Origin of the sequence: Streptomyces sp. NPDC006487 (genome assembly GCF_042870555.1) — a bacterium.
GTDB lineage: Bacteria > Actinomycetota > Actinomycetes > Streptomycetales > Streptomycetaceae > Streptomyces.
The window spans coordinates 338,263-359,328 of sequence record NZ_JBIAHN010000005.1; the positions used below are offsets into that span (position 1 = coordinate 338,263).

The 21,066-nt window shown below is 71.7% G+C and carries 25 protein-coding genes; 13 read left to right on the forward strand and 12 right to left on the reverse strand.

The window, feature by feature from the left end; all coding sequences use genetic code 11:
* Positions 1-237: 237 nt before the first annotated feature.
* Complete coding sequence (locus ACFYM0_RS10860) at positions 238-1,479, reverse strand: hypothetical protein (protein ID WP_388499129.1); 1,242 nt, start codon at positions 1,477-1,479, stop codon at positions 238-240.
* A gap of 198 nt (positions 1,480-1,677) precedes the next feature.
* Positions 1,678-2,523: a YhjD/YihY/BrkB family envelope integrity protein gene (locus ACFYM0_RS10865; RefSeq protein WP_388499132.1), complete on the reverse strand. Its 846-nt coding sequence runs from the start codon at positions 2,521-2,523 to the stop codon at positions 1,678-1,680.
* 211 nt (positions 2,524-2,734) lie between these two features.
* On the opposite strand from ACFYM0_RS10865, the gene ACFYM0_RS10870 reads away from it, so the two are divergent.
* From ACFYM0_RS10870 to ACFYM0_RS10880, 3 genes are all read left to right on the forward strand, one after another.
* The gene (locus tag ACFYM0_RS10870; RefSeq protein ID WP_388499360.1) at positions 2,735-3,412 is read left to right on the forward strand and encodes a GAP family protein; all 678 of its coding nucleotides are present in this window, start codon (positions 2,735-2,737) and stop codon (positions 3,410-3,412) included.
* Positions 3,413-3,570: 158 nt separating this feature from the next.
* Positions 3,571-4,113 (forward strand): potassium channel family protein, encoded by a 543-nt coding sequence (locus tag ACFYM0_RS10875; protein WP_388499134.1) that lies wholly within the window; start codon positions 3,571-3,573, stop codon positions 4,111-4,113.
* 4 nt (positions 4,114-4,117) lie between these two features.
* Positions 4,118-5,452 (forward strand): chloride channel protein, encoded by a 1,335-nt coding sequence (locus tag ACFYM0_RS10880; RefSeq protein ID WP_388499137.1) that lies wholly within the window; start codon positions 4,118-4,120, stop codon positions 5,450-5,452.
* On the opposite strand, the gene ACFYM0_RS10885 is transcribed toward ACFYM0_RS10880, so the two are convergent.
* Positions 5,433-6,500 carry a PP2C family protein-serine/threonine phosphatase gene (locus ACFYM0_RS10885; protein WP_388499139.1) on the reverse strand — a complete coding sequence of 356 codons (1,068 nt, stop codon included), beginning with the start codon at positions 6,498-6,500 and terminating at the stop codon, positions 5,433-5,435. The genes ACFYM0_RS10880 and ACFYM0_RS10885 overlap by 20 nt on opposite strands.
* A 226-nt stretch (positions 6,501-6,726) precedes the next feature.
* Here ACFYM0_RS10885 and ACFYM0_RS10890 point away from each other — a divergent pair, with 226 nt between their 5' ends.
* Positions 6,727-7,470, forward strand: a complete 744-nt coding sequence (locus ACFYM0_RS10890) for a hypothetical protein (protein ID WP_388499142.1) — start codon at positions 6,727-6,729, stop codon at positions 7,468-7,470.
* A gap of 85 nt (positions 7,471-7,555) precedes the next feature.
* On the opposite strand, the gene ACFYM0_RS10895 is transcribed toward ACFYM0_RS10890, so the two are convergent.
* The 5 genes from ACFYM0_RS10895 to rpmB form a co-directional block, all read right to left on the reverse strand.
* Positions 7,556-8,260 carry a hypothetical protein gene (locus ACFYM0_RS10895; RefSeq protein WP_388499144.1) on the reverse strand — a complete coding sequence of 235 codons (705 nt, stop codon included), beginning with the start codon at positions 8,258-8,260 and terminating at the stop codon, positions 7,556-7,558.
* Complete coding sequence (locus ACFYM0_RS10900) at positions 8,257-8,784, reverse strand: SigE family RNA polymerase sigma factor (protein ID WP_388499147.1); 528 nt, start codon at positions 8,782-8,784, stop codon at positions 8,257-8,259. The genes ACFYM0_RS10895 and ACFYM0_RS10900 overlap by 4 nt, the downstream gene beginning before the upstream one ends.
* 125 nt (positions 8,785-8,909) lie before the next feature.
* A complete protein-coding gene (locus tag ACFYM0_RS10905) occupies positions 8,910-11,276 on the reverse strand; it encodes a pectinesterase family protein (protein ID WP_388499150.1) in 2,367 nt (788 codons plus the stop codon).
* Between the two features lie 180 nt (positions 11,277-11,456).
* Complete coding sequence (gene rpsN / locus ACFYM0_RS10910; protein WP_388499153.1) at positions 11,457-11,762, reverse strand: 30S ribosomal protein S14; 306 nt, start codon at positions 11,760-11,762, stop codon at positions 11,457-11,459.
* Positions 11,762-11,998, reverse strand: a complete 237-nt coding sequence (gene rpmB, locus ACFYM0_RS10915; RefSeq protein ID WP_388499156.1) for a 50S ribosomal protein L28 — start codon at positions 11,996-11,998, stop codon at positions 11,762-11,764. The genes rpsN and rpmB overlap by 1 nt, the downstream gene beginning before the upstream one ends.
* A 68-nt stretch (positions 11,999-12,066) precedes the next feature.
* Between rpmB and rpmG the strand changes: the two genes are divergently transcribed.
* The 5 genes from rpmG to rpmF all read left to right on the forward strand — a co-directional run bounded on the left by rpmG (position 12,067) and on the right by rpmF (position 14,216).
* The gene (gene rpmG, locus ACFYM0_RS10920) at positions 12,067-12,231 is read left to right on the forward strand and encodes a 50S ribosomal protein L33 (protein WP_388499159.1); all 165 of its coding nucleotides are present in this window, start codon (positions 12,067-12,069) and stop codon (positions 12,229-12,231) included.
* A gap of 35 nt (positions 12,232-12,266) precedes the next feature.
* The gene (locus ACFYM0_RS10925; RefSeq protein ID WP_388499162.1) at positions 12,267-12,515 is read left to right on the forward strand and encodes a type B 50S ribosomal protein L31; all 249 of its coding nucleotides are present in this window, start codon (positions 12,267-12,269) and stop codon (positions 12,513-12,515) included.
* Positions 12,512-13,687 carry a CobW family GTP-binding protein gene (locus tag ACFYM0_RS10930; protein WP_388499165.1) on the forward strand — a complete coding sequence of 392 codons (1,176 nt, stop codon included), beginning with the start codon at positions 12,512-12,514 and terminating at the stop codon, positions 13,685-13,687. Before ACFYM0_RS10925 ends, ACFYM0_RS10930 begins: the two co-directional genes overlap by 4 nt.
* 49 nt (positions 13,688-13,736) lie before the next feature.
* On the forward strand, positions 13,737-13,976 hold the full coding sequence (gene rpsR / locus ACFYM0_RS10935; protein WP_388499167.1) for a 30S ribosomal protein S18: 240 nt from the start codon (positions 13,737-13,739) through the stop codon (positions 13,974-13,976).
* A gap of 69 nt (positions 13,977-14,045) precedes the next feature.
* Positions 14,046-14,216: a 50S ribosomal protein L32 gene (gene rpmF, locus ACFYM0_RS10940; protein WP_388499170.1), complete on the forward strand. Its 171-nt coding sequence runs from the start codon at positions 14,046-14,048 to the stop codon at positions 14,214-14,216.
* Positions 14,217-14,230: 14 nt separating this feature from the next.
* On the opposite strand, the gene ACFYM0_RS10945 is transcribed toward rpmF, so the two are convergent.
* Positions 14,231-15,727: an MFS transporter gene (locus ACFYM0_RS10945; RefSeq protein ID WP_388499172.1), complete on the reverse strand. Its 1,497-nt coding sequence runs from the start codon at positions 15,725-15,727 to the stop codon at positions 14,231-14,233.
* A gap of 99 nt (positions 15,728-15,826) precedes the next feature.
* Between ACFYM0_RS10945 and ACFYM0_RS10950 the strand changes: the two genes are divergently transcribed.
* Positions 15,827-16,324, forward strand: coding sequence for a MarR family winged helix-turn-helix transcriptional regulator (locus ACFYM0_RS10950; RefSeq protein ID WP_388499175.1), 498 nt, complete (start codon positions 15,827-15,829; stop codon positions 16,322-16,324).
* Positions 16,325-16,339: 15 nt separating this feature from the next.
* On the opposite strand, the gene ACFYM0_RS10955 is transcribed toward ACFYM0_RS10950, so the two are convergent.
* Positions 16,340-17,392: a glycosyl hydrolase gene (locus ACFYM0_RS10955; RefSeq protein ID WP_388499178.1), complete on the reverse strand. Its 1,053-nt coding sequence runs from the start codon at positions 17,390-17,392 to the stop codon at positions 16,340-16,342.
* Between the two features lie 324 nt (positions 17,393-17,716).
* Between ACFYM0_RS10955 and ACFYM0_RS10960 the strand changes: the two genes are divergently transcribed.
* The 3 genes from ACFYM0_RS10960 to ACFYM0_RS10970 all read left to right on the forward strand — a co-directional run bounded on the left by ACFYM0_RS10960 (position 17,717) and on the right by ACFYM0_RS10970 (position 19,675).
* Positions 17,717-18,409: a hypothetical protein gene (locus ACFYM0_RS10960; RefSeq protein ID WP_388499180.1), complete on the forward strand. Its 693-nt coding sequence runs from the start codon at positions 17,717-17,719 to the stop codon at positions 18,407-18,409.
* A 95-nt stretch (positions 18,410-18,504) separates the two neighbouring features.
* Positions 18,505-19,110 (forward strand): hypothetical protein, encoded by a 606-nt coding sequence (locus ACFYM0_RS10965; RefSeq protein WP_388499183.1) that lies wholly within the window; start codon positions 18,505-18,507, stop codon positions 19,108-19,110.
* Positions 19,111-19,168: 58 nt separating this feature from the next.
* Positions 19,169-19,675 (forward strand): DinB family protein, encoded by a 507-nt coding sequence (locus ACFYM0_RS10970; protein ID WP_388499186.1) that lies wholly within the window; start codon positions 19,169-19,171, stop codon positions 19,673-19,675.
* Here ACFYM0_RS10970 and ACFYM0_RS10975 read toward each other — a convergent pair.
* Both ACFYM0_RS10975 and ACFYM0_RS10980 read right to left on the reverse strand, forming a co-directional pair.
* Positions 19,672-19,830 carry a hypothetical protein gene (locus tag ACFYM0_RS10975; RefSeq protein WP_388499189.1) on the reverse strand — a complete coding sequence of 53 codons (159 nt, stop codon included), beginning with the start codon at positions 19,828-19,830 and terminating at the stop codon, positions 19,672-19,674. The genes ACFYM0_RS10970 and ACFYM0_RS10975 overlap by 4 nt on opposite strands.
* 41 nt (positions 19,831-19,871) lie before the next feature.
* Positions 19,872-21,017 (reverse strand): FAD-dependent oxidoreductase, encoded by a 1,146-nt coding sequence (locus ACFYM0_RS10980; protein WP_388499192.1) that lies wholly within the window; start codon positions 21,015-21,017, stop codon positions 19,872-19,874.
* Positions 21,018-21,066: the final 49 nt, after the last annotated feature.

The following is a 21,066-nucleotide window of genomic DNA, read 5'->3' on the forward strand; positions in this document are numbered from 1 at the left end:
AGTGACCGCACCGACGTCCCCGGTACGGGTTACAAGGAGAGGTCACAAATCAGTTGTAGCATTCCCGGCCGCCCGTCGTTCGGCACCGGCGCATCACTGCGCGGGCCGTACACGATCGCGGGAACGTCCGGCGGCTCGTCGAGCGGCTCGTCCGGCACGTCCTCGACCCTGGTCCGGGCATCGCCCGCGGCCGCTTCGGCACGCTCCGTGACCCCGAATTGCCGTCTCCGCACCGGCCTACCGGGAAGGTGAGGGGGGCGGGCCGGCGTCCCCCGGCCCGTCCGTCCTCACGCCCACCCGGCCGCCGGCCGCCAGCAGTGCCAGTACGGCCAGGACGGCGAGCAGGATGAGGGCCAGGAGCAGGACCGTGAGCACCGTGGGGTGGTTCCACAGGGCGAACACGAGGGCGAGGACCAGCAGCACTCCGGCGGTGAGCAGGCGCCGGTGGGCCTGCACCCACGTGCCGACGCGGCCGGTGTGCACTCCGTGGGCGGCGCCCCAGCCCGCTGCGGAGTCCGCCGCGCGCTCCGCCGTGCCCCGCACACCGCGGGGCAGTCGGCCGGCACCGGACAGCCAGGCACCGAGGGCCACCACGATCCCGAGGACCAGCGCGGTGCGAAGGCTGACCCTGAGGAACCGCACGAGCGTGTCGAAGACCGCCGCCGCGGCCGCGGGCGACTGGACCTGCTCCGGAAGGTGGTCGAGGTAGTAGCGGCGGGCGACGACGAGGCCGATGGCGAGGATCAGGCAAGCGGCGGCCGCGCACAGCACGGTGGTGACCAGCGCCCTGCGCCGGCGCCGTGCGACCAGTACTCCGATGGTGCCGAGAACCACCGTGAGCAGGGGAAGCCAGTTGCCGAGTACGTCGAGGAGGTGGACGGCTCCTCTGATCTTCGCAAGCTTGTCGGACTGGAAGAGCACCATCTGCTTGTCGACCTCGGGGATCTTCTCGGCGGGTTCGAGCCCCGCCTTCACGAGGTCCTGCTTGAGCGTCTCCACGGCATCCCCGAGGTCGAGCGTGACGGTGCCGCCCTCGACCTCCACCGGGCCCCGGCCCTCGCCGGTCAGCGCCCGCACCACGGAGGAGTGCGCGGCACGGTTGGCGGTGACCCAGACCTTCTCGAAGCGGTCGCTCTCCACGAGGCGGGTCGCCACCTTGGTGACGGCCGTGTCGGCGGCGGCGTCCAGCTGCGGGCCCAGCGCCTTGACCGCGGTGCCCACGCGGGCCGGCAGCCCCTGGGCCTCGAGCCAGGCCGCCAGGTCGGAGGTGACCTGGGCGCCGTCGACGCGGACGTCGGCGGCCTCGGAGATGCGGTGCACCGCGGCCGCTTCGATCGCCGGGTCGGAGGCGAGGGGGGTGACGGTGGCAACGTACCGGTCGGTGTCCAGCACGATGTCGTGCACCCAGACCGTGAGGAGCGAGACCGGTACGAAGATGCACGTCAGTGTGATCAGTACCGCCGAAACCGCGCTCGTCACGATCCGCCGGGCACGCCCTCCACCCTTCCGAACCAGTGCGGGTGACCCATCTGACGGTTCGGGCGGCACACCCATGACGCTCCCTGGGGGGCGGAGACAAAAAAGGACCGGTTCTGGGCCATTGGACACGCCGGACCACGGTTCCGCGCGTTCGGTTGCGCCTGCGGTGGAAGGAGCCGGGCACCCGTGGGGCCGCCGTCACCTTGCCGGGGAGCTGACGGGCGTGCGGAGCCAGCGCATCGGCAGGGGCTCGCGGGCCACCACGTATCCGACGGCGATGGCGGCCGTGGCGACGATGAAGTAGACGATCAGCCAGGACAGCAGGACGAAGACCGAGCCGAGACCCCCGAACTGCCGCAGGCTGCGCTCCACGGCATGCGGCATGTAGATCCTCGACCCCCAGGAGAGCAACTGCGCCCCGGACGCGACGAGCAGGGCCCCGGGCAGCAGCGGCAACCACGGAATCCGGGCGCCGAGCAGGAGGTGCTGGGTCCACCACCACAGCAGCGTGTTGCCGGCCAGCGCGAGGAAGAAGCCCCCGGCCAGACCGGCGCCGAAGGCGTCCTGCAGCGCCCCCTGAAACAGCACCACGGCCAGGCATACGGTGAGCCAGGCCAGCCACCGCCAGGCGGCGAGCCTGGCCTTGGCCTTGGGCAGGTGCCAGGACCGCTCGCACGTCATCTGCATGGCCCGGCTCCACGCGGTCGCCGACAGCAGCGTCACCACGATCCCCACCCCGCTCACCGAGACCGTGTCGCCGGTGGCGGCGTACACCGACTGCACCTGGTCCAGCGCGGCGCCCTGGAGCCCCAGTGTCGTACGGAGGGACGTGACCACCTGCTCCCGGAGCGAGTCGGGGGCGAGCGATCCGACGACGAAGAGGGCGGGCAGCGCACCGAGAAACGCCTGTGCCGCCAGCCTGGTCGCACAGTCCAGGACGTTGACGGCGGCGAGCTGTTCGAGGATCCGGCCCAGGAACGGCGTGTGCCGGCGCATCCAACCGGGCACGGCGAGCCGGCGCGGCCTGCCCTCTGGTTCAGACACGGTGGACTCCTCACGAGGAACGGTTCGCGACGGCTGCGACCACCCTTCCACGAGAAGGGACGAAAGGGCTCATTTTCGACATTCAGCGGGAGCGGGACCCGTCCGCTCACATCGTTTGCGTCCGACCGCGTACAGCGCGACGGTGAACGCATGAGCCCTGCCCCTCCGACACGTGACGAACGATCGGTCCGGCACGGAGCGCGCGGCGGCCATGCTGCTTGACCTGTTCCTCATCGGCCTGGTCATCACGCTCTACCCGTTGCCGATCATGGCCTTCGTGCTGGTGCTGTCCGCGCCCAGGGGCGTGTGGAAGGGGCTCGTGTTCATCCTCGCGTGGCTCGCCTGCCTCGTCGCCGTGATCGCCGCCGTCATCCTCCTCACGGGTGGCGAACCGCCCCCGCCCCGGTCGCCGCCCTCCAACGCCGCTCACGCGGCGAAACTGGCCATCGGCATCGGGCTGGTCCTCTATGGCGAGCACCGGCGCCGCAGGCGCCACGATGTCCCCGTTTTCGCGGTGCCTTCCCGGTCCGATTCCTCCGGCGGCGGCGCGTTCGCGTCCCGGATGGACCAGGCCACCGCATGGTCGGCGGCCGGGCTCGCCCTGCTCCTGCAGCCCTGGGGCATGGTCGGTGCCGGAGCGGCCACCGTCGTCGAGGCGGACCTCTCCCTCAGCGGGTCGTATCTGGCCCTGACGGCCTTCTGCGTCCTCGCCACGTCCAGCCTCCTGGCCATGGAGCTGTCCATGGTGTTCGCGCCCGACAGGGCCGCGGTGGCGCTGACGAACCTGCGCGCGTGGCTGTCAGGACACAAGGACCGGGCCATCGTCGTCACCTGCCTCGTCCTCGGGCTGTGGCTGGTGGGCAGGAGTCTTTACGAGCTCACGCGCTGAACCGGGAGATGCGGGAGGTGTGGTCGATACGGGGAGCTGGGGGGGAGATGCGGGGGATGCCTGAGATGCAGGCCGCCGCGGCCGATGCTGCAATGGCTGCAGAGCTCTGCCCGCCAGAGGATGCCGAGGAAGATCCCGGTCCGGTGCGAGGAATGGTGATGAGCGACGACGAGAGGGGCGGGCTCCCACCGCGACGGCGCCGCCGCGTACTGGTGGGCTGTCTGCTCCGCTCGGCCGCATCGGTCGTACTGCTGACCGCCCTGTTCTATCTGGCCCCCCTGGAGCGCGGGTTCGGCGTCCTCGCCGTCGCGCTCCTGGTCCTCGGCCTCGCACTGTTCGGCGGTCTGGTCGCCTGGCAGGTCTCCGCCATCACCCATGCGGAGTACCCCAGGTTGCGCGCCATCGAGGCGCTGGCCACCGCCGTGCCGCTGTTCCTGGTCCTCTTCGCCGTGTCGTACTTCCTGCTCGCCCAGGAGGTCCCGCAGTCGTTCTCGGAGCCCCTGAGCCGGACCGACGCGCTGTACTTCACCGTCACCGTGTTCGCGACCGTGGGCTTCGGGGACATCTCCCCCACCACCGGGGTCGGCCGCGCCTTGACCACCGTGCAGATGATCGCCGACCTGATCGTGGTGGGAGTGGTCGCCAAAGTGCTCTTCGGCGCCGTCAGGATCGGGGTGCGAAGGCGAGGGGAAGGGAAGTGAACCCATGAAGGAGCCGCGCCCTGCGAGCGACCCGTCCGTCACCGGGACGCAGCCGGAAGAGGCGGACGTCCTGCGGGACATGCTCCGCAGACCCGGTTACCTCAAGGCGCTCGTCCTCTGCGCTCTCATCGGCATCCCGGTGTCCCTCGCCGCATTCTGGTTCCTCGTCGTGCTGCACGAGCTCGAGCACGCACTGTGGGCGGACCTCCCCCGCGCGATGGGCTGGGACACCCCGCCCTGGTGGTGGCCGCTTCCCTTGCTGCTCGTCGCCGGAACCGTGGTCGGCCTCGTCGTCACGCACCTGCCCGGATCGGGCGGCCACACCCCCTCGTCCGGACTGCACACGGGAGGCGCCTCGTCGGCGACCCTGCCCGGAGTCCTGATCGCCGCGGTGGCGAGCCTGCCGTTCGGCGCGGTTCTGGGACCGGAGGCACCTCTGATCGCACTCGGCGGCGGCCTCGCCCTGATGTTCCGCGACCTCACGCGGGCAGCGGCGACCCCGCAGAGCACCGTGCTTCTGGGCGCGGCCGGAGCCGCCGCGGCCATCTCCGCGATCTTCGGCAACCCGTTGATCGCGGCGGTGCTGCTGATCGAGGTGGCAGGCGTGGGCGGGCCGCAGCTGTTCGCCGTCATGCTGCCGGCCCTGCTGTCCAGCGGGGTCGGGGCCCTGGTCTTCACCGGCCTCGGACGCTGGACCGGGCTGGCCACGGGAGATCTCTCCCTGAAGCTCCACGTCCCGTTCCCCCGCCTGGACGTGGCGGACGTGCTCTGGGCGGTGGTCATCGCCGTGGCCCTCGGCGCCGTACTGCACCCTCTGCTGGCCGGGGCGCGGGCGATCGCCTCGTACGTCGCGGCACGGTACCTCGTACGGACCGTCCTGTGCGCCTTGGGCGCAGCGGCCTGCGCGGCCCTCTACGCACTGATCACCGGGCGCTCGCCCGCCGAGGTCGTCTCGTCGGGCCAGGCCGGCCTCGCCGGACTGGCCGCGGACCCGCATGCCTGGGGCGTCGGCGCACTGCTCGCCGTTCTGCTGTTCAAGGGCGCCGCCTACATGCTCTGCCTCGGCAGCCTGCGAGGCGGCCCCGTGTTCCCGGCGCTGTTCCTCGGAGCGGCGGCGGGCGTCCTCCTCGCACCCCTGCCGGGCCTGGGAGTCGTGCCCGCGATGGCGGCCGGCATGGCGGCGGCCTCGGCCACCACGCTGCGGCTGCCGGTGAGCAGCGTCGTGCTCGTGATCCTGCTGCTCGGCGGCTCCGCGATGATGCCCATTGTGATCCTGGCGGCCGTGGTCGCCTTCATCGTCACCGAGCTGCTGCCCCTCTTCAGGCGAACCGGTCCATGAGGATCATCGCCACGTCGTCCGTCAAGCGGCCCTCGGTGTGCCGGATCAACGCCTTGTGCACTTCGTCCAGGAACTCCTGTGGTGAGGTGTCGGCGGGTATCCGCTCCATGATCTCCGGCAGCGGGAGGAACTCGTCGTCACGGTTGCGGGCTTCGATCACGCCGTCGGTGTAGAGCAGGAGCCGGTCGCCGGGCAGGAACGGGTAACTATCGGGCTGGGCAGGAGGGCCGCTGAAGAGGTCTTCGAGACCGAGCGGTGGCAGTGGTGAGGTGGGCATCAGGGTCTGGACCCTGCCCTCGCGCAGCACCAGCGCGGGCGGATGGCCGCGGTTGACCAGGTGCACCACCGGTTCGTCCGGCACCTGGGCGATGAGGGCGGTGGTGAATCCCTCCATGAGGACTTCGGGAAGTTCCGCCTGGGAGTAGGTCCCCTGCACGGCGGCTTCCCGCCGCAGCGCGGCCGCGCAATGGTTCATGACCTCCTGCACTTCGGCCTCGTAGTGAACGGCTTCCCGGAAGGCGCCCAGGGCCACCGCGACCGCGCGTATGGCGGACAGGCCTTTCCCGCGGACGTCCCCCACGATCAGGCGGACGCCGTAGCGCGTCTGCACGGCCTCGTACAGATCGCCGCCCACCAGCGCCCCCGTCCCGGCCGCGAGGCACAGACTGGCCGCCCGTACCGGGCCCAGGAGCTCGGGAACGGGCCGCAGGACGACCTCCTGGGCCGCCACCGCGATCCGGCGGACCTGGTCGAGCTCGCTCTGTCGGCGCGTGCGCACGGCGTTGCTCAGGATGACACTGGCCACGGACACCACGATGATCCCCAGGAAGTTGCCGATGATCAGCTGGGTCTGGGTTCCCCACGACTGGTTGTAGGTGGCGGAGGTCGCGTTCACTCCGGCGGCGAGGGCTGCCACGGACAGCGTGCCCACCGGTCCCATCGTCAGCGCGGCCAGGGCCGGCGTCGTGGTGAGGACGGGACCGGTGACCAGGTCGTGTGCGGGCGAGAGCTCGATCCCCAGCACGCCCAGCGCGATCGCGAAGGGCACGACCCGCCCCAGCGTGAACAGAGCCTCGCCGTGACCGCCCGCCCCCGGCCGCGAGGACGCTCCTGGCCCAACGCGCGACCGAGGATGTGACCTCATGGGACCAGCCTGCCTCGCGGAAGCCGCCAGGGCCTCCCGGAGGCTCGTCCGGACTGCGCCCGCCGCGGCGCGGACCTACGCTGATCAGGTGACGGCCGTGTCGGAGGCGGCCGCAAGGAGGTGAGGCCGGATGTCCGCATCCCGGGCGGTCGCGGCCCGCTGCGCGGCGGCCGCCGGAGCCGTCTCCTCGTTGATCCTCGTGGGCGCGGGAGCCGCCGCGGCCGACGACAACGGCATCGCCGGCAAGAGCGCCCAGGCCATCGCGGACGCCTCGCGTGAGGCCATGTCCGGCGTCACGTCCATGCGCATGGTCGCCGAGGTGACCGACAAGTCGGGCACCACCGCTCTGGACCTCCGATTCGACGAACGGGGCGACTGCGTCGGCACCGTCACGCCTCCCGGCGGTTCGGGCACGGCCGACATCATCAAACGCGGCGAGGACGTCTGGATGAAGCTCGACGACGCCCTTCTGCGGGCGCAGGTACCGGGCCTCGCGGCCGAGGGTGCCATCGCGCTCGTCAACGGCCGTTACCTGCACGGCACTACGGACAGCTCGCTGTTGCGGGACTTCGCCGAACTGTGCGACCTGGACTTCTTCAAGGAGGAGTTCTCGTCGAAACCGGTGAACGAACAGCTGGACAAGGGACCGCGGACCACCGTCGACGGGCGCCCGGCCATCTCGGTCACGAGCCGGCACGACGACGAAACGGGCACCTACCAGGTCTCCACCGAGGACAAGCCGTACCTGCTGCGGATCCAGGGCACCGAAGCGCCCGACAAACGCGTCGAGGCATCCTTCTCCGCCTTCGACGAGCCCGTCCCGGCCAAGCCCCCCGCACCCGCCGACTCGGTCGACGTGTCCCGGCTCCAGTAGGGGTGCCATCACGCGGAGGGACGGGTGACGGGTGTGCCCACACCCGTCACCCGTCCCTCCCCGTCATCGTCACCGCCACCGCGTCCTACGCGAACCCGCCCCACACGGCTGCGCCGCCTTCCGCGGCAGCGGTGGCGGCCTCGATCCGGTACGTGTCGTCCTTCGCGTCGCGGCCGCCGGGAGCGTGGTCGTACTGACCGGCGAAGACGTGCTCGCCCGACGGGACGGTCCTGCCGGGCTTCAGGGTCCACCGGTATACGAGGAAGCCGCCTTCCCTGCGAGCGGAGAGGTCGAAGTCCGCGGCGGGCCGGGTCCGCCAGCTGCCGGTGTCCCTCACCCCCTCGGTCAGGGCGATGCGCAGCTCGACGACGAGCGAGGTGAGCGGCTTCCTCGCCTTGAGGGTGACGTTGCTCTGTGCCCAGTAGGTGTTGCTGTGCGGGTCGACCGAGCCGTCGGCCCACAGCGGGCCGTTCTCGGTCCGGCTGCCCTCCGTGGGCGGCGCCGGGCGGTCGGCGGAGGACGGGGCGGCGGCCGTCGGGGCGGCGGCCGTCGGGTTCCGTGGCGGCTCCGGGGCCTGCACGGCGGTGACCACCGCGAGGGCGCTCACCGTCAGGGTTCCGGCGGTGGCCAGGGTCGCGAGGGCGATCTTCGGCCAGGACAGGACGCGGACGCGCTCCCCGTTCCGCGGCCGGGGGGCGGTGCCGCGCTCGACCCGGGCCAGCATGCGGGCCCGGTCGGGCAGGTGGGCTTCGGCACCCTCGCGCAGCAGTCCCCGCAGCTCGTCGGTCACCGGCTTCCCCTTCCCGCCAGCTCGTCGGCGGCCCGGGCACCGAGCAGCCGCTGCAGTTCCGCCGTCCCCTTCGAGGTCTGGCTCTTCACCGTACCCACCGATATCCCGAGCGCCGCCGCGGTGTCCTTCTCCGAGAGGTCGAAGGCGTACCGCAGCACCACGCAGGCCCGTTTGCGGAACGGCAGCCTGGCCAGGGCTGCCCGTACGTCCATGACGGCGGCCATGTCCGGGCCGTCGGTGCGTTCCGGGGCGTGCGACCAGAACAGCAGGACCCGTCGCCGCTCGCGCACCGTACTGCGGATCCGGCTGCGGGCGAGGTTCGCGACGATCCCCCGGGCGTAGGCCGCCGCGCAGTCGGCGCGGCGGGCCCTGTCCCAGCGGTGCCAGAGCGCGACCATCGCGTCCGCGGCCAGGTCGTCGGCGGCGTCCGCCTCGCCGGTCAGCAGGTACGCCAGGCGGGAGAGTTCGGTGTGGTGGCGTTCGAAGAACGCGTGGAAGTCCGCGGCCGCCTCGTCTTCGGTCATGGCCTCGGTACGGTCTCTCGGTGCGGCGGGGGCGATCTCAGGAAGGTACCGGAGAGTAGCAGTCCGTTCGCGTGGCCGTTCGGACGCCTTCGGCCGCCCGGGCCCGGTCAGCACGGTGGCGCCCATCAGCCCGTCGGATTCCAGCCGTCGGTGCCGGCCAGGTAGGTGCGGGCGGTGTGGCTCGCCGCCTGGTCCGGGCCGAGCTGGGGCCGGTCGGTTCCGGTTCCGGCGCCGGGGCCCGTGTTGGCGTACTCGGCGAACCGGGCCGACTTCCAGGAGAAGCCCCCCATGTCGGTCCACGGCCCCTCCGTCTTCACGGCCGCGGGCAGGCTCGTGTTGCGGACGACCAGCCGGCCGACCGCGCTCGCGCCGGGGTGCCAGGGCCGGCCGAGGTAGTAGGTCCGGGGCCGGGCGGGGCTGCTGATCGTGCTGTCGGTGATGAGGATCCCGTACGGCTTGGCCGCGTCGGTGTTCGGTGCGGCGAGGTATCCGTTGTGACCGCCGGCCGCGGCGCCCCGGTCCCGCAGGGTGATGTTGACGTGGTCGTAGACGGCGGTGGCGTTGCCGAAGAGGAAGTCGACGTCGCCCGCGACGAAGCAGTGGCGGAAGTACTGGCGGTACTGGCCGGTGGCCGAGGGAGCCCAGTTCAGGACCGTGTCCTGGTGCCCGATGAAACGCGAGTTGAGGTACTGCTGGCGGTCGCCGGACGCGTTGAGCGCCACCGCCTGGGTGTCCTTGACGCCCGGGTGCGCCGACCTCTCCCAGGTGTTCTCGACCGTGACACCGGTGACGGTGACGTCGTTCGCCGAGAAGGTCGCGGTGGCACTGCCCGCGGTTCCGTACGTACCGCCTCCCGGCTTCGGCGTGCCGGAGGCGTTGTCGTAGGTGATGACGACGTCCTCGGCATTGCCGGTGGCGCCCTTGAGCGTCAGCCCGCGCTTGGAGGCGGGGACGTTCACCGTCTCCCGGTAGGTGCCGCGCGCCACGAGGACGGTGTCGCCCGCGGTGGCGGCGTCGACGGCGGCCTGCACGGAACGGTGGGCGGCGGAGCCGTCGGCGGCGACCGTCAGCGTGCGGCCCCCGGCGGGACGGGACGGGGCGGTTGCGGACGGGGTGGGAGCGGACGGGACGGGCCCCTTGCCTCCGGTCTCGGTGAGGACCCCCGCGCCCGCCTGCACCGCGAGCTTCTTCGGCAGTCCGGCGGCGGGTTCCAGTCCGGCGGTGAGGGTGGGCTTCCAGTCGACGGTGGTCTTGATCTTCTTCCCGGGGTTGGCGCCGTTGTGGGCGGCGACCAGGTCCACGGGGGCGCCGCCGACGAGGTTGCCGCCGCCGGCGATCGCTCCGGTGCCGTCGCCGCTGAACAGCTGGGAGGCCTTCCGGTCGGAGGAGAGCTTCCAGTGGTTGTTCTGCGCGACGACCTGGGCTCCGGCGCGGGAGTTGACGCTGTAGCTGTGCGCGTAGCCCTCGGACGCCGTGGTGTCGTAGGAGTTGTCGTACAGGTGGATCCGGCCCACCCGGGCGAGCGGGGCGCGCTGGACCACGCCCTGGAAGACGTTGTGGTGGAGCGTCACCCGGAGTTTGGTGTCCTGGTCGCTGCTGCCGATCAGCATCGTCTTGTCGTGGTTGGCGAACCTGTTGTACCCGACGGTCACCAGGTCGGAGGCATTGGTGATGTCGAGGGCGCCGTCGTGGACCTGGTAGTGGCGGCCGAAGCGGAGCGGCTCGGCGGAGTCCGGGTGCGGGAGGTCGGAGAAGCTGTTGTGGTCGACCCAGACGTGGGTGGCGCCGCGCAGGCTGACGGCGTCGTAGGCGGAGTTCCAGTTGCCGGTGGAACCGTCGGTCGGATCCCACTGCGGGAAGCAGTCCCGGACGTCGGTGAGCGAGAGGTTGCGGATGATCACGTTGTCAACGTTCTTCACCACCAGGCTGCCGCCCCGGATGCCCGCTCCGGTACCGGGCACGCCGATGACGGTGGTCCGCGCCGGCACCGTGAACACCATGCGGGCGGCCTGCCTGGCCTGGGCCGCCCTGCGGGCGTTCTCCTGGGCGCCGGACGGCAGTTCGCCGCGGCCCCAGACCGCGGGATCGTAGGCCTTGAGGTAGGCGTCGAGCGAATAGCCGGTGCCCGCGGCGTAGTCGGCGCAGTTCTGGCGCTTCCCGCCGTCGTCGGTGCTCGCGTCGATCAGTCCCTTGACGCGGACGATCCGCGGGGCGTCGGCCGGGCCCGCGGCCAGGGCCTTCGCCAGTTCGGCGCGGGTGGAGACGGTGAAGACGCGCGCCGCGGCCGCGGCCTGGCCGCCGGTGGTGCCCGAGCCGCTCGCTGCCCAGCCGTCCCGGGCGGGCAGCGCGCCGTGGGCGAGGTCGGCGGGTGCCACGGCATCGGCCTTCACGACCAGCGGTACGGCGCCGAGACCGGCGGCGACCAGGGTGGCCGCGCCGGCCATGGCGAGCCTTCGGCGCCCGACGGGGCGCTGGTGGGGGGAAGCGGGCATGGGGGTGACTCCTTGGGACGAGGTGCACTGTTCACCCCTCAGTTGCCGCCGGAGCCCGAAAGGTTGCCGGGCACCCGCCGCAACGTCAACGGAATGTCCGGCTGCCACGCGGGCCCACACCCCGCCGCAGACATGGGCCCGTTCGCTTCCGCCTACCGCGCAGGCCCTACCGCGCAGGCACTACCAGGACGACTTCGTGACTCCGGGCAGGAAACCGGCGTGCGCCTGTTCACGCATCCGTACGCGGGACAGCCCGAACTTCCGCAGGTGTCCGCGGGGCCGCCCGTCGACAGCGTCCCGGTTGCGCACCCTGGTCGCACTCGCGTTGCGCGGCTGCTCGCGCAGCTCGGCCACGGCCGCTCCCCGTTCGGCGTCCGTCGAGGACGGCCTCCGGATGATCTCCTTGAGCTCCGCCCGCCGGGTGGCGTAGCGCTCGACGATCGCCTTGCGCTTCTCGTTCTGCGCGATCTTGCTCCGCTTCGCCATCAGACCTTCACCCCCCGGGCGCGGATGCGTGCCACGGCGGCCTCGACACCGATCGCGTCGATGGTCTTGATCGCCTTGGCGCTCAGCTTGAGGCGGACGTGGCGCCCCTCACCGGGAAGCCAGTACCGCTTGCTCTGGATGTTGGGGTCGAAGCGCCGGGAAGTGCGCCGGTGCGAGTGGGAGATGGCGTTGCCGAAGCCCGGCTGGGCGCCGGTCAGCTGACAGTGGGCGGACAAGAGGGGTACCTGCCTCTCCGAACGGGGGTTGTTATTGGAAATGATTTCCATTCCCGTATAGTAGCCCCATGGCACGCAACGAAGTACGCCCGATCGTCAAGCTCCGCTCCACCGCGGGCACCGGCTACACCTACGTCACCCGCAAGAACCGGCGGAACGATCCCGACCGGATGGTGCTGCGCAAGTTCGACCCTGCGGTCCGCCGGCACGTCGACTTCCGCGAAGAACGCTGACCCCGCCCCCACTCCCCCTGCCTGAAGGACACGCCGTGAAGCCTGGAATCCACCCCGCCTACGGACCCGTCGTCTTCCGCGACAAGGCCGCCGACTTCGCCTTCCTCACCCGCTCGACCGCCACCAGCGACACGACGGTGGAGTGGGAGGACGGCAAGACCTACCCCGTCATCGACGTCGAGATCTCCTCGCAGAGCCACCCCTTCTACACCGGCACCGCCCGCGTCCTGGACACCGCCGGCCGCGTCGAGCGCTTCGAGCGCCGCTACGGGAGCGGCAAGTGAGACTGCCCGTCGTCATCGTCGGCGGGCTGCACCGCGACGCCCGCGAAGAAGTCGTGGACCGGCTGCTCCGGTCCGTTCCCGGCAGCGTCGCGCTCCACCACGACCTGGCCACAGCACCCGCCGGTACCGTGCTGCGCGTCGTGCGCGACGCCTCGGGTGAACTGTCCCGAGGCGAGGCGCCGCTCTTCGACGACTGCGCCTGCTGCGCGCTCCGCGAGGACCTGGTCCCCGAGCTCGAACGGCTGGCCGACGGCGGAATGACGAGCCTGGCCGTCGTCGAGCTGTGGGACTCCGTCGAGCCCAAGGCGATGGCCGAGGTCGTCGCCGGGCACGGCGGCGGCGTACTCGATCTCACCGGCGTGATCACCGCGGTGGACCCCGCGCTCGTCCTGCCCTATCTCGTCAACGGCGACGATCTGGCGGACGTGGGCCTGGCGGCGGCCGCTTCGGACCGGCGCACCGTCGGGGACACCTGGGCCCGGCAGCTGGAGTACGCCCCCGTACTGGCCCTCGTGGACGGGCACCACGCCGACAACGCCAAGGTCAACGCCACCGCCACCGCCACCGACGATGACCTCGCCCTCCTGGCCCAACTCCATCCGACCGCCCGCCGGGTGTCCGCCGGATCCGGGGAACTGGCCCAGGCCGCCTTCGCCGGCTTCGACGTGGAGACCGCGGACGCCGCCCAGCACCCGGCCTGCGCCTTGCTGCCGCAGGAGGCGGAGGAAGCGGGAGTCACCACCTTCGTCTGGCACCGCAGCCGCCCCTTCCACCCCGAGCGGCTCTACGAGGCCCTGGAAGACCTCTGCTGCGCCGCCGCCCGCAGCCGCGGCCGGTTCTGGCTCGCCGACCGCCCCGACACCTTGCTGGCCTGGGACGCGGCGGGCGGCGCTCTGTGCGTGGAGAACGCGGGGCCGTGGCTGGCCTCCCTCCCCGACGCCGCCTGGGAGATGGTGCCGCCGATGCGCCGGGCGGCCGCCTCGCTCGACTGGCATCCGGAGCACGGCGACTGCTGCCAGCACCTCGTCTTCACCTCTCCCGGCCTCGACCGCGACGGGCTGGAGCGACTCCTGGAGTCCTGCCTGCTCACGGACGCCGAGTACGCCTCGGGGCGCGAGGAGTGGCGGAGACTGCCGGCCGCCTTCGACTCGCTCCTCGACCCCGTCTCCTGACCGTTCTCGCACCCGTACCTCGACCGCCCAACCCCTTCGAGGAGTCCTCATGACCCGCCGCCAAACGCCCCGCAAGCCGGCGAAGTCCCGCCCCAACCCCCTGGACGCGGCAAAGATCACGTACATCGACTACAAGGACACCGGCCTCCTGCGGAAGTTCGTCTCCGACCGCGGGAAGATCCGCGCCCGCCGCGTCACCCGGGTCACGGCCCAGCAGCAGCGACGGCTCGCCGCCGCGATCAAGAACGCCCGCGAGATGGCCCTGCTCCCGTACGCCGGCAGCCGGTAGGGCCGCGCATGCAGGGCGCGGCGGCGACCGCCCGTAAGTGAACCCACCCCACCCCGTCAGGAGATACCCATGGCCGTTCCCAAGCGGAAGATGTCCCGCAGCAATACCCGCCACCGCCGCGCGCAGTGGAGGGCCACCACCCCGCAGCTCGTCCCGATCACGGTCGACGGCTCGGTGTACCAGGTGCCGCAGCGCCTGGTGAAGGCGTACGAGCGCGGCCTGCTCCGCCCGGAGGGCTGAGCGGCCCCTCGACTTCACACGGCGACCTGCGGGGTGTCGGCGACGACGCCGTGGTGCTCCTCCTCGGGGCGTCCTTGCCGGGGCAGCAGGAAGGTGACGGCGAAGAACGCGGCCAGCAGGCACGCCTGGACGACAAGGGCGTAGTGGAAGCCGCTGGTGAACTCGCCGGCCTTGGCCCGGTCGAAGAACACGGAGCCGAACACGGCGACACCGATGGAGCCTCCGATGGACTGGACCGCGGACAGGACTCCGGAGGCGGAGCCGATCTCGTCGTCGTCCACGGCGGCCAGGATGAAACTGAACAGGGCGGCGATGACCATGCCCGCGCCGATGCCCGAGACGGCCACGCCGGGGGCGATGTCCCAGATCGAGAACGAGGCATCGGTCAGACCGTCGAGTTCGAACCAGAGCAGGGTCGCGCCGGCGAGCTGGACGAGCGGGCCGATCTGGAGGACTTTGCGGCCGATCCTGTCGGCGAGGACGGCGCCGCTGACCGCACCGCCGATGGCCGTGCCCACCGCGAGCGGCAGGTTGCCGAGTCCCGCGTCGCCGGCGGTGAAGTGGCGGCCGATCTGGAGGTAGAGGGTCAGCACGAGTTGCGTGCCGACGAGCCCGGCGAAGAACAGGGCGATGGCGCCGAGCCCGACGGTGAAGGCGGGCTTGCGCAGCAGGCCGGGGGTGACCAGCGGCGCCCGGCCCGCCGCGGCCGTACGGCGCTGCCGCAGCGCGAACAGGGCGAACCCGATGGCCGAGGCGGCCATGGACAGCCAGGTCCACAGCGGCCAGCCTTCCTCCTGCCCCTGGTTCAGCGGCAGGACCAGGAACGTGCAGGCCATCACGACCAGCGCCGCACCGGCCAGGTCGATGCTCACCGTCCGGTCACCGGGCTTCTTCGGCACGCACTTCGCGGCGACGATCAGGGCCGCGATGCCGACGGGCAGGTTGACCAGGAAGACAGACCGCCAGCCGAGGCCGAAGAAGTCGCCCTCGATGAGGAAGCCGCCGAGGACCGGGCCGATGATGCCGCCGAGCCCCAGTACGGGCCCGAAGATCCCGAAGACCTTCGTGAGCTCGCGACCGGAGAAGTTCTCCCGCAGCAGGCCGAGCCCCTGGGGCAGGAGCATCGCCCCGGCGGCACCCTGCAGCAGCCGGAAGGCGATCAGCGACCCGATGTTCGGCGCGAGCGCGCACAGCAACGAGGTGGCGGTGAAGGCGGTCAGGCCGAGCAGGAACATGCGGCGCCGCCCGTACCGGTCGCCCAGCCGGCCGCCCAGCACGAGCCCGGCGCCCAGGGTGAGCGCGTAGCCGCCGATCACCCACTGCAGGCCGACGGAGCCGGCCCCGAGGGACCTCTCCAGATCCGGACCTGCGACGTTGACGATCGAAGCGTCCAGAAGATCCATGATCTCCGCGACGAGCATCACCACCAGGATCAGCCACCGCCATCGGTAGGGCTCGGTGGTCTGGTCAGGGGTGGGGGACGGGTCACGCACGCCAGATACCTCCATCATGGAATAGTTCCATGGTGAAGGTAAAGTGGTGACGGTAGGTTGTCAAAAGCAGGTCGGCGAAGCGGACCGCACGGCAGGAGAGAAGGGCGGAGGGCCTCCATGGAGGAAGCGCAGCGCGACGACGTCGCGGCGCAGCACGAGCGGCTGCTGGAATCGCTGAGGATCCACGGCCGCCACTACGCCGAGCTCAGCCGGCGCTTCGCCGCCTGGCTGGGCCTGCACTCCACCGACGCGACCGCCGTACTGGAGATCGCCGCCGCCGAAGAGCGCGGCACTCCCCTGTCGCCGGCCCGGCTGAGCGAGCGCATCCCCCTGTCCACGGGGGCCACCACCGCGCTCCTGAACCGGCTCGAAGCAGCGGGGCACATCACCCGGGTCCGCGAACACTCCGACCGGCGCGTCATCACCCTGCGCAGTGGCGGGCACATCCAGGCACGAGCGGACGAGTTCTTCGGCCCGCTCGCCCACCGCCTCGGCAGCGTGATGTCGCACTACCCGCCGCAGCTCCTGGAACAGTTCGACTCGTTCATGGCCGACCTGAACTCCGCCATGGACACCCATCTCGGCGAGCAGGAGACGGCAACGCCGCGCGGATGAGGCGGCCCCGCCCCGTCAGGAACGCGACCGGGCCCCCGCCCCGACCTCGTCCGCAGGGGCGGAGCGACGGCTCTGCCCACCGGAAAAGAAGTCCCGGAACACTCGCGACGAGCGCGGATTCTTCCCGCACTGCCACACGCCGTGCGGGCAGAAGTCCGTGATGCTGTGGTAGAGCGGCCTGTGCTCCTCGATCCATGCCAGCATGCGCCGCACGTACTCGGGGTTGTCGCCGTGCCGGAACAGCCCCCACTCGGGGTACGAGGTCTGCTTGCCGTGGTCCCTGGCGAAATCGACCTGGTGCCGCAGCCCGTAGGGCTGGGCGACCTGCTCGTCGAAGGTCCGGCCGGGTTCCTGGTCGTACGAGTCCATCCCGACGACATCGACCACGTCATCACCCGGGTAGCAGCGGGTCCACGCGATCGCGTCACCGCCACGGTTGGGGGCGAAGTCGAACCGGAAGTCCTGCCCCTCCACGGAGCGCATGGCGGCCACGATGCGCCGCCAGTACTTCTTCCAGTTCTCGGGGTCGGGCCGGCACCGGTGGGTGTAGTCGAAGCCGTTCATCTCCCAGCCGAGCACGATCACCGTGTCCGGCACGTCGAGGGCGACCAGCCGCTCGGCCAGCCGCCGGAAGTGGTGGTCGTACGTGCCCCGTGCACCGGTGCGGATCAGTTCGGCGACCCGGGCGTCGGGGAAGCGTGCTTCGTTGCGCTCCTGCATGGGCACGTTCAGGACGAACAGCCGGTCGGCACGCGCGTTGCGCCAGCGCGCCCAGGTGCGCAAGGAATCGGGCGCCCCCTCGATGTTCGCCCAGGTGTCGCCCGGGAGGTAGGTGTGCCCGGCACGCAGCTCGGTACCACCGAGCCAGCGCGAGAGCTCCTGCATCCGCTCGACGCCGGGCGATCCGTAGTGCAGGTAGGCACCCAGCGCGACCTCGCTCCCGGCATTCCTGCCGGAGTCCTGCCGCGGCTGCGTGGTCAGGGCGCCCCGGGCGCCCCCGGTCAGGAGCAGGCCGACGGCGAGCGCAGTCGCGCAGACGCCCGCTAGCACGCCGGTTCGACGGGACATGACACCTCCACAAGCTGCGCGCACTGATGTCTCTGGCTGCGACGTTAGGCATCTCATCCGATGCACGGCCTGCCCGGTGTCCCGATGCTGGGCCATTCGCGGCAGCCGGCCGCCTCCGCTTGACCCGACCGGGTGAAGCGTCAGCGGGCGCACCGGGCGGGCCCGGCCACGGGCGCCCGATGGCGCCCGATGGCCCGACTTTTCGGCCGCCGGGAAGGGACGACCGGCGCAGGACGCCGGTGAAGACCGGAGCACGTACACGGGCCGGCCGGTCACGCCGGCTCCCGCGGCGGGGAGCCGTGGCCGCTGCGGTAGCGTGGCCGGGTGATCTCCGGTGACATCCTCCTCGAGCGGCTGCGGGAGCTGGCCACCCGAGTCCCGTTCGACCTCGCGGTACAACCCGGCGTCGCGGCTGCCGACTTCGGCCGCTGGCCCGTCCCTGTGCCGGCCGAGGCCCGCGAACTGCTGCTCCGCATCGGCGGCTTCGCCGTGCCTCCGGTGGAGTTCACTCTGACCGGCCACCCCCGCCAGTCCGGCGACCACGGCCTGCCGCACCCCCACTGGCTGGTCACCGACGACGGGGGCGGGGGCGTCACCTGGGTCGACATCGAGGCCGACGGCCGGTGGGGTCAGATCCTGATGCAGTACCGCGAGGGCGGCCTCCATGTCGAGGCCGACTCGCTGCCGCACTGGCTCGACCGGATCATCGGCACGGCGGAGGAACTGGTCGAGGAGACCGGCTTCGAGGAGGGCGTCCAGCCGTACGCCGACGATTTCTGGGACCTCCTGCAGCTGGACGGCCCCGAACTGCCGCTGCACCCCGCGGCCGGACTCCGCGGCAGCCCGGACCCGGTGGTCGCCCGCCTCGCCGCCCGCGTACCGGACGGCGCGCTGATCGCCGACCTTCGCGGAGTCCTGCCCGGCAGCCGTGCCCGCTTCGACCGGGCACTCAGGCGGTACCGCCTGGCCCGGGCCGTCGGCGGCCCGGTGTTCGCCGCCGTTCCCGCCGAGGACTGACCCGGGGCTCGCGCCTTTCGCCGTGACGGCCGGGTCCGGCATACGGTCGGGTGACCGGCCGACCCCTGCCGCGAGCACCGGAACGGGAGCAGACCATGCTTCTCTACGCCCAGACCCCAGCACGGCGGAACCGACAGATCCTCGCGGACCTGATCGCCGTACTGCTGATCGCCGCCACGGTGAAGTTCGCCCTGACCGTCCGCGGCGCGATCATGCGACTGGCCGAACCCGGACGCAAGGTCGAGAGCTCCGGCGAGAGCCTCGCCCACGCCCTCACCGAGGCCGGTGACACCGCCTCCGGCGTACCGCTCGTGGGCGACCTCCTGAGGAAACCGTTCCGGTCCGCGGCCGACGCCGGCACCGGACTCGCCGACGCGGGACAGTCGCTGCAGGACGTCGTCAGCCAGGTGGCCACCCTGGCCACCTTCGCCCTGATCATCCTCCCCGTGGCCTTGATCCTGCTGCTGTGGGTTCCCCTGCGCGTGCGCTGGATCCGCCGCAGCGCCACCCTCCGGGACCTCCTCGACGCGCCCGGGGGCGCCGACCTGCTCGCCCTGCGTGCCCTCACCGGACCTCCGCGCGCCCTCTCCACGATCCCCACCCCCGCAGGCGGCCTCGCCGATGCCTGGCGCCGTGGCGACCGGGACGTCATCGCCGCCCTCTCCGAGACCGCCCTCAGGCGGGCCGGTCTGAAGCCCTGACGGCCCCCGTCGGAAAATGTGTCGACACCCCTCGCGCCGATCAGGGATATTGCGCGGGATGACGAGAATCAACGACACACCGCCCGCGTGGGACGAGCGCACCCAGCTCACCACGTTCCTCGACTACACGCGTGACACCGCCCGCTCCAAGTGCGCTGGCGTCTCCGATGAGAACGCCCGCAAGGCGCTCCTGCCGGGCTCACCGCTGATGACCCTGAGCGGATTGATCAACCATCTGCGCTGGGTCGAGTACTACTGGTTCCAGGTGGTCCTCCTCGGCGAAGAGGACGAGGGCCCCTGGACCGACGAGGACCCCGACCGCGAGATGCGCATCGCCGTCGACTTCCCGCTCGCGCAGCTCCTCGACGAGTACGCCGGACAAAGCGCCCGCTACCGCGAGCTGGTCGCCGAGACGGCCCTGGACCAGCGGGCCGAACGAGCCGTCCGCAACGGCCTCCACGTCGACCTGCGCTGGATCCTCCTGCACCTCACCGAGGAGACGGCCCGCCACAACGGCCACCTGGACATCCTGCGCGAGATGCTCGACGGCACGACGGGCGCCTAGTAGATCTCGGCTTCGAGGACGCCGTCGGCGAGTGCGTGCAACGCGTCCCGGAATTCCAGCGGTGTGTACCCGGCGGCGGACCGAAGGCCGGGTTCCTTGTGCACCGCGAGCGAGGGGCGGATGGCGTCGAGGCCCATGCAGACGCCGGCGATCACGATGCGCGCGTGCAGCTCACGGCCTTCATGCCCGCGCTTGCCTAGGCGTCTCGGTGGGCGAAGTCGGGGAGCTCGGCGGAGAGCAGTGCTTCGGCGCCGTGGTCGAGGAGCTGCTGCATCTCGGTGGAGCGGGGCAGCATGGTCGTCTCGTAGACGCGGATGGCCTCCTCCACGGTATTGCTGCCCGCCACGGCGAGGGCGAGTTCGGTGGCGTCGAGCATGGCGAGGTTGACGCCGACGCCGAGCGGGGGCATGAGGTGGGCGGCGTCGCCGAGGAGGGTGACGGTGGGGTTGTGGTCCCAGGTGTGCGGGACGGGCAGGGCGTTGATGGGGCGGTCGACGTAGGGGCCGTCGTTGTCGCTGATCAGGCGGCGCAGGGCCGGTGACCAGTCGCGGTACCGCTCCAGCAGGTGGGCGCGGATGGCCTCGGTGTCCGTGCCGGCCAGCCCGTTCGCGGCAATCCAGTCGGCGGGGACGCGCTGGATGACGTAGACGCGGATGTGGTCGCGACTGCCCCGCTGGGCGAAGAGGCCGCGCTCGCCGTCGGCTGCGGCGGCGCTGCCCTGGCCGACGAATGCGGCGATGTCGGGGTGGCGGGTTTCGACGTCGTGGAACCAGGCTTCGAGGAAGCTGACGCCGGTGTGTCCGGGGAGGGCCGGGGAGATGGCCCGGCGGACCTTGGACCAGGCGCCGTCGGCGCCGATGACCAGGTCCGCTTCGATGGTGGTGCCGGCGTCGGTGCCGTCGTCGAAGTGCACCTGGCGGGGACCCTCATCGGGTCCTTCGACGGACCACAGGGTGTGGCCCCAGCGGACGGTGCCGGGCTCCAGCGAGTCCAGCAGCAGGGCGCGCAGGTCGCCCCGGTCGATCTCCGGCTTGAAGCGTTCGCCCTCGTCAGGGGTGTGGTGGAAAAGGAGCGTGCCCGCCGGGTCCAGCTGGCGCATCTCCTGCCCCTCGGGGCGGGAGAGCCGGAAGAACTCCTCCAGGAGTCCGGCTTCGCGTAGGGCGATCTGGCCGTTGTCCTCGTGCAGGTCGAGGGTGCCGCCCTGGTCGCGGGCGTCGGAACCGCTCTCGCGATCGTAGACGGTGACGGCGACGCCGTGGCGCTGAAGGATGCGGGCGCAGGTCAGGCCGCCGGGGCCGGCGCCGATGACGGCGATGCGGCGGGTGGGTGCGGTCGTGTTCATGGTGGTGCTCCGTTCGTACGGTTCGGCAGTGCTGCCGTGCCTGTGGGTA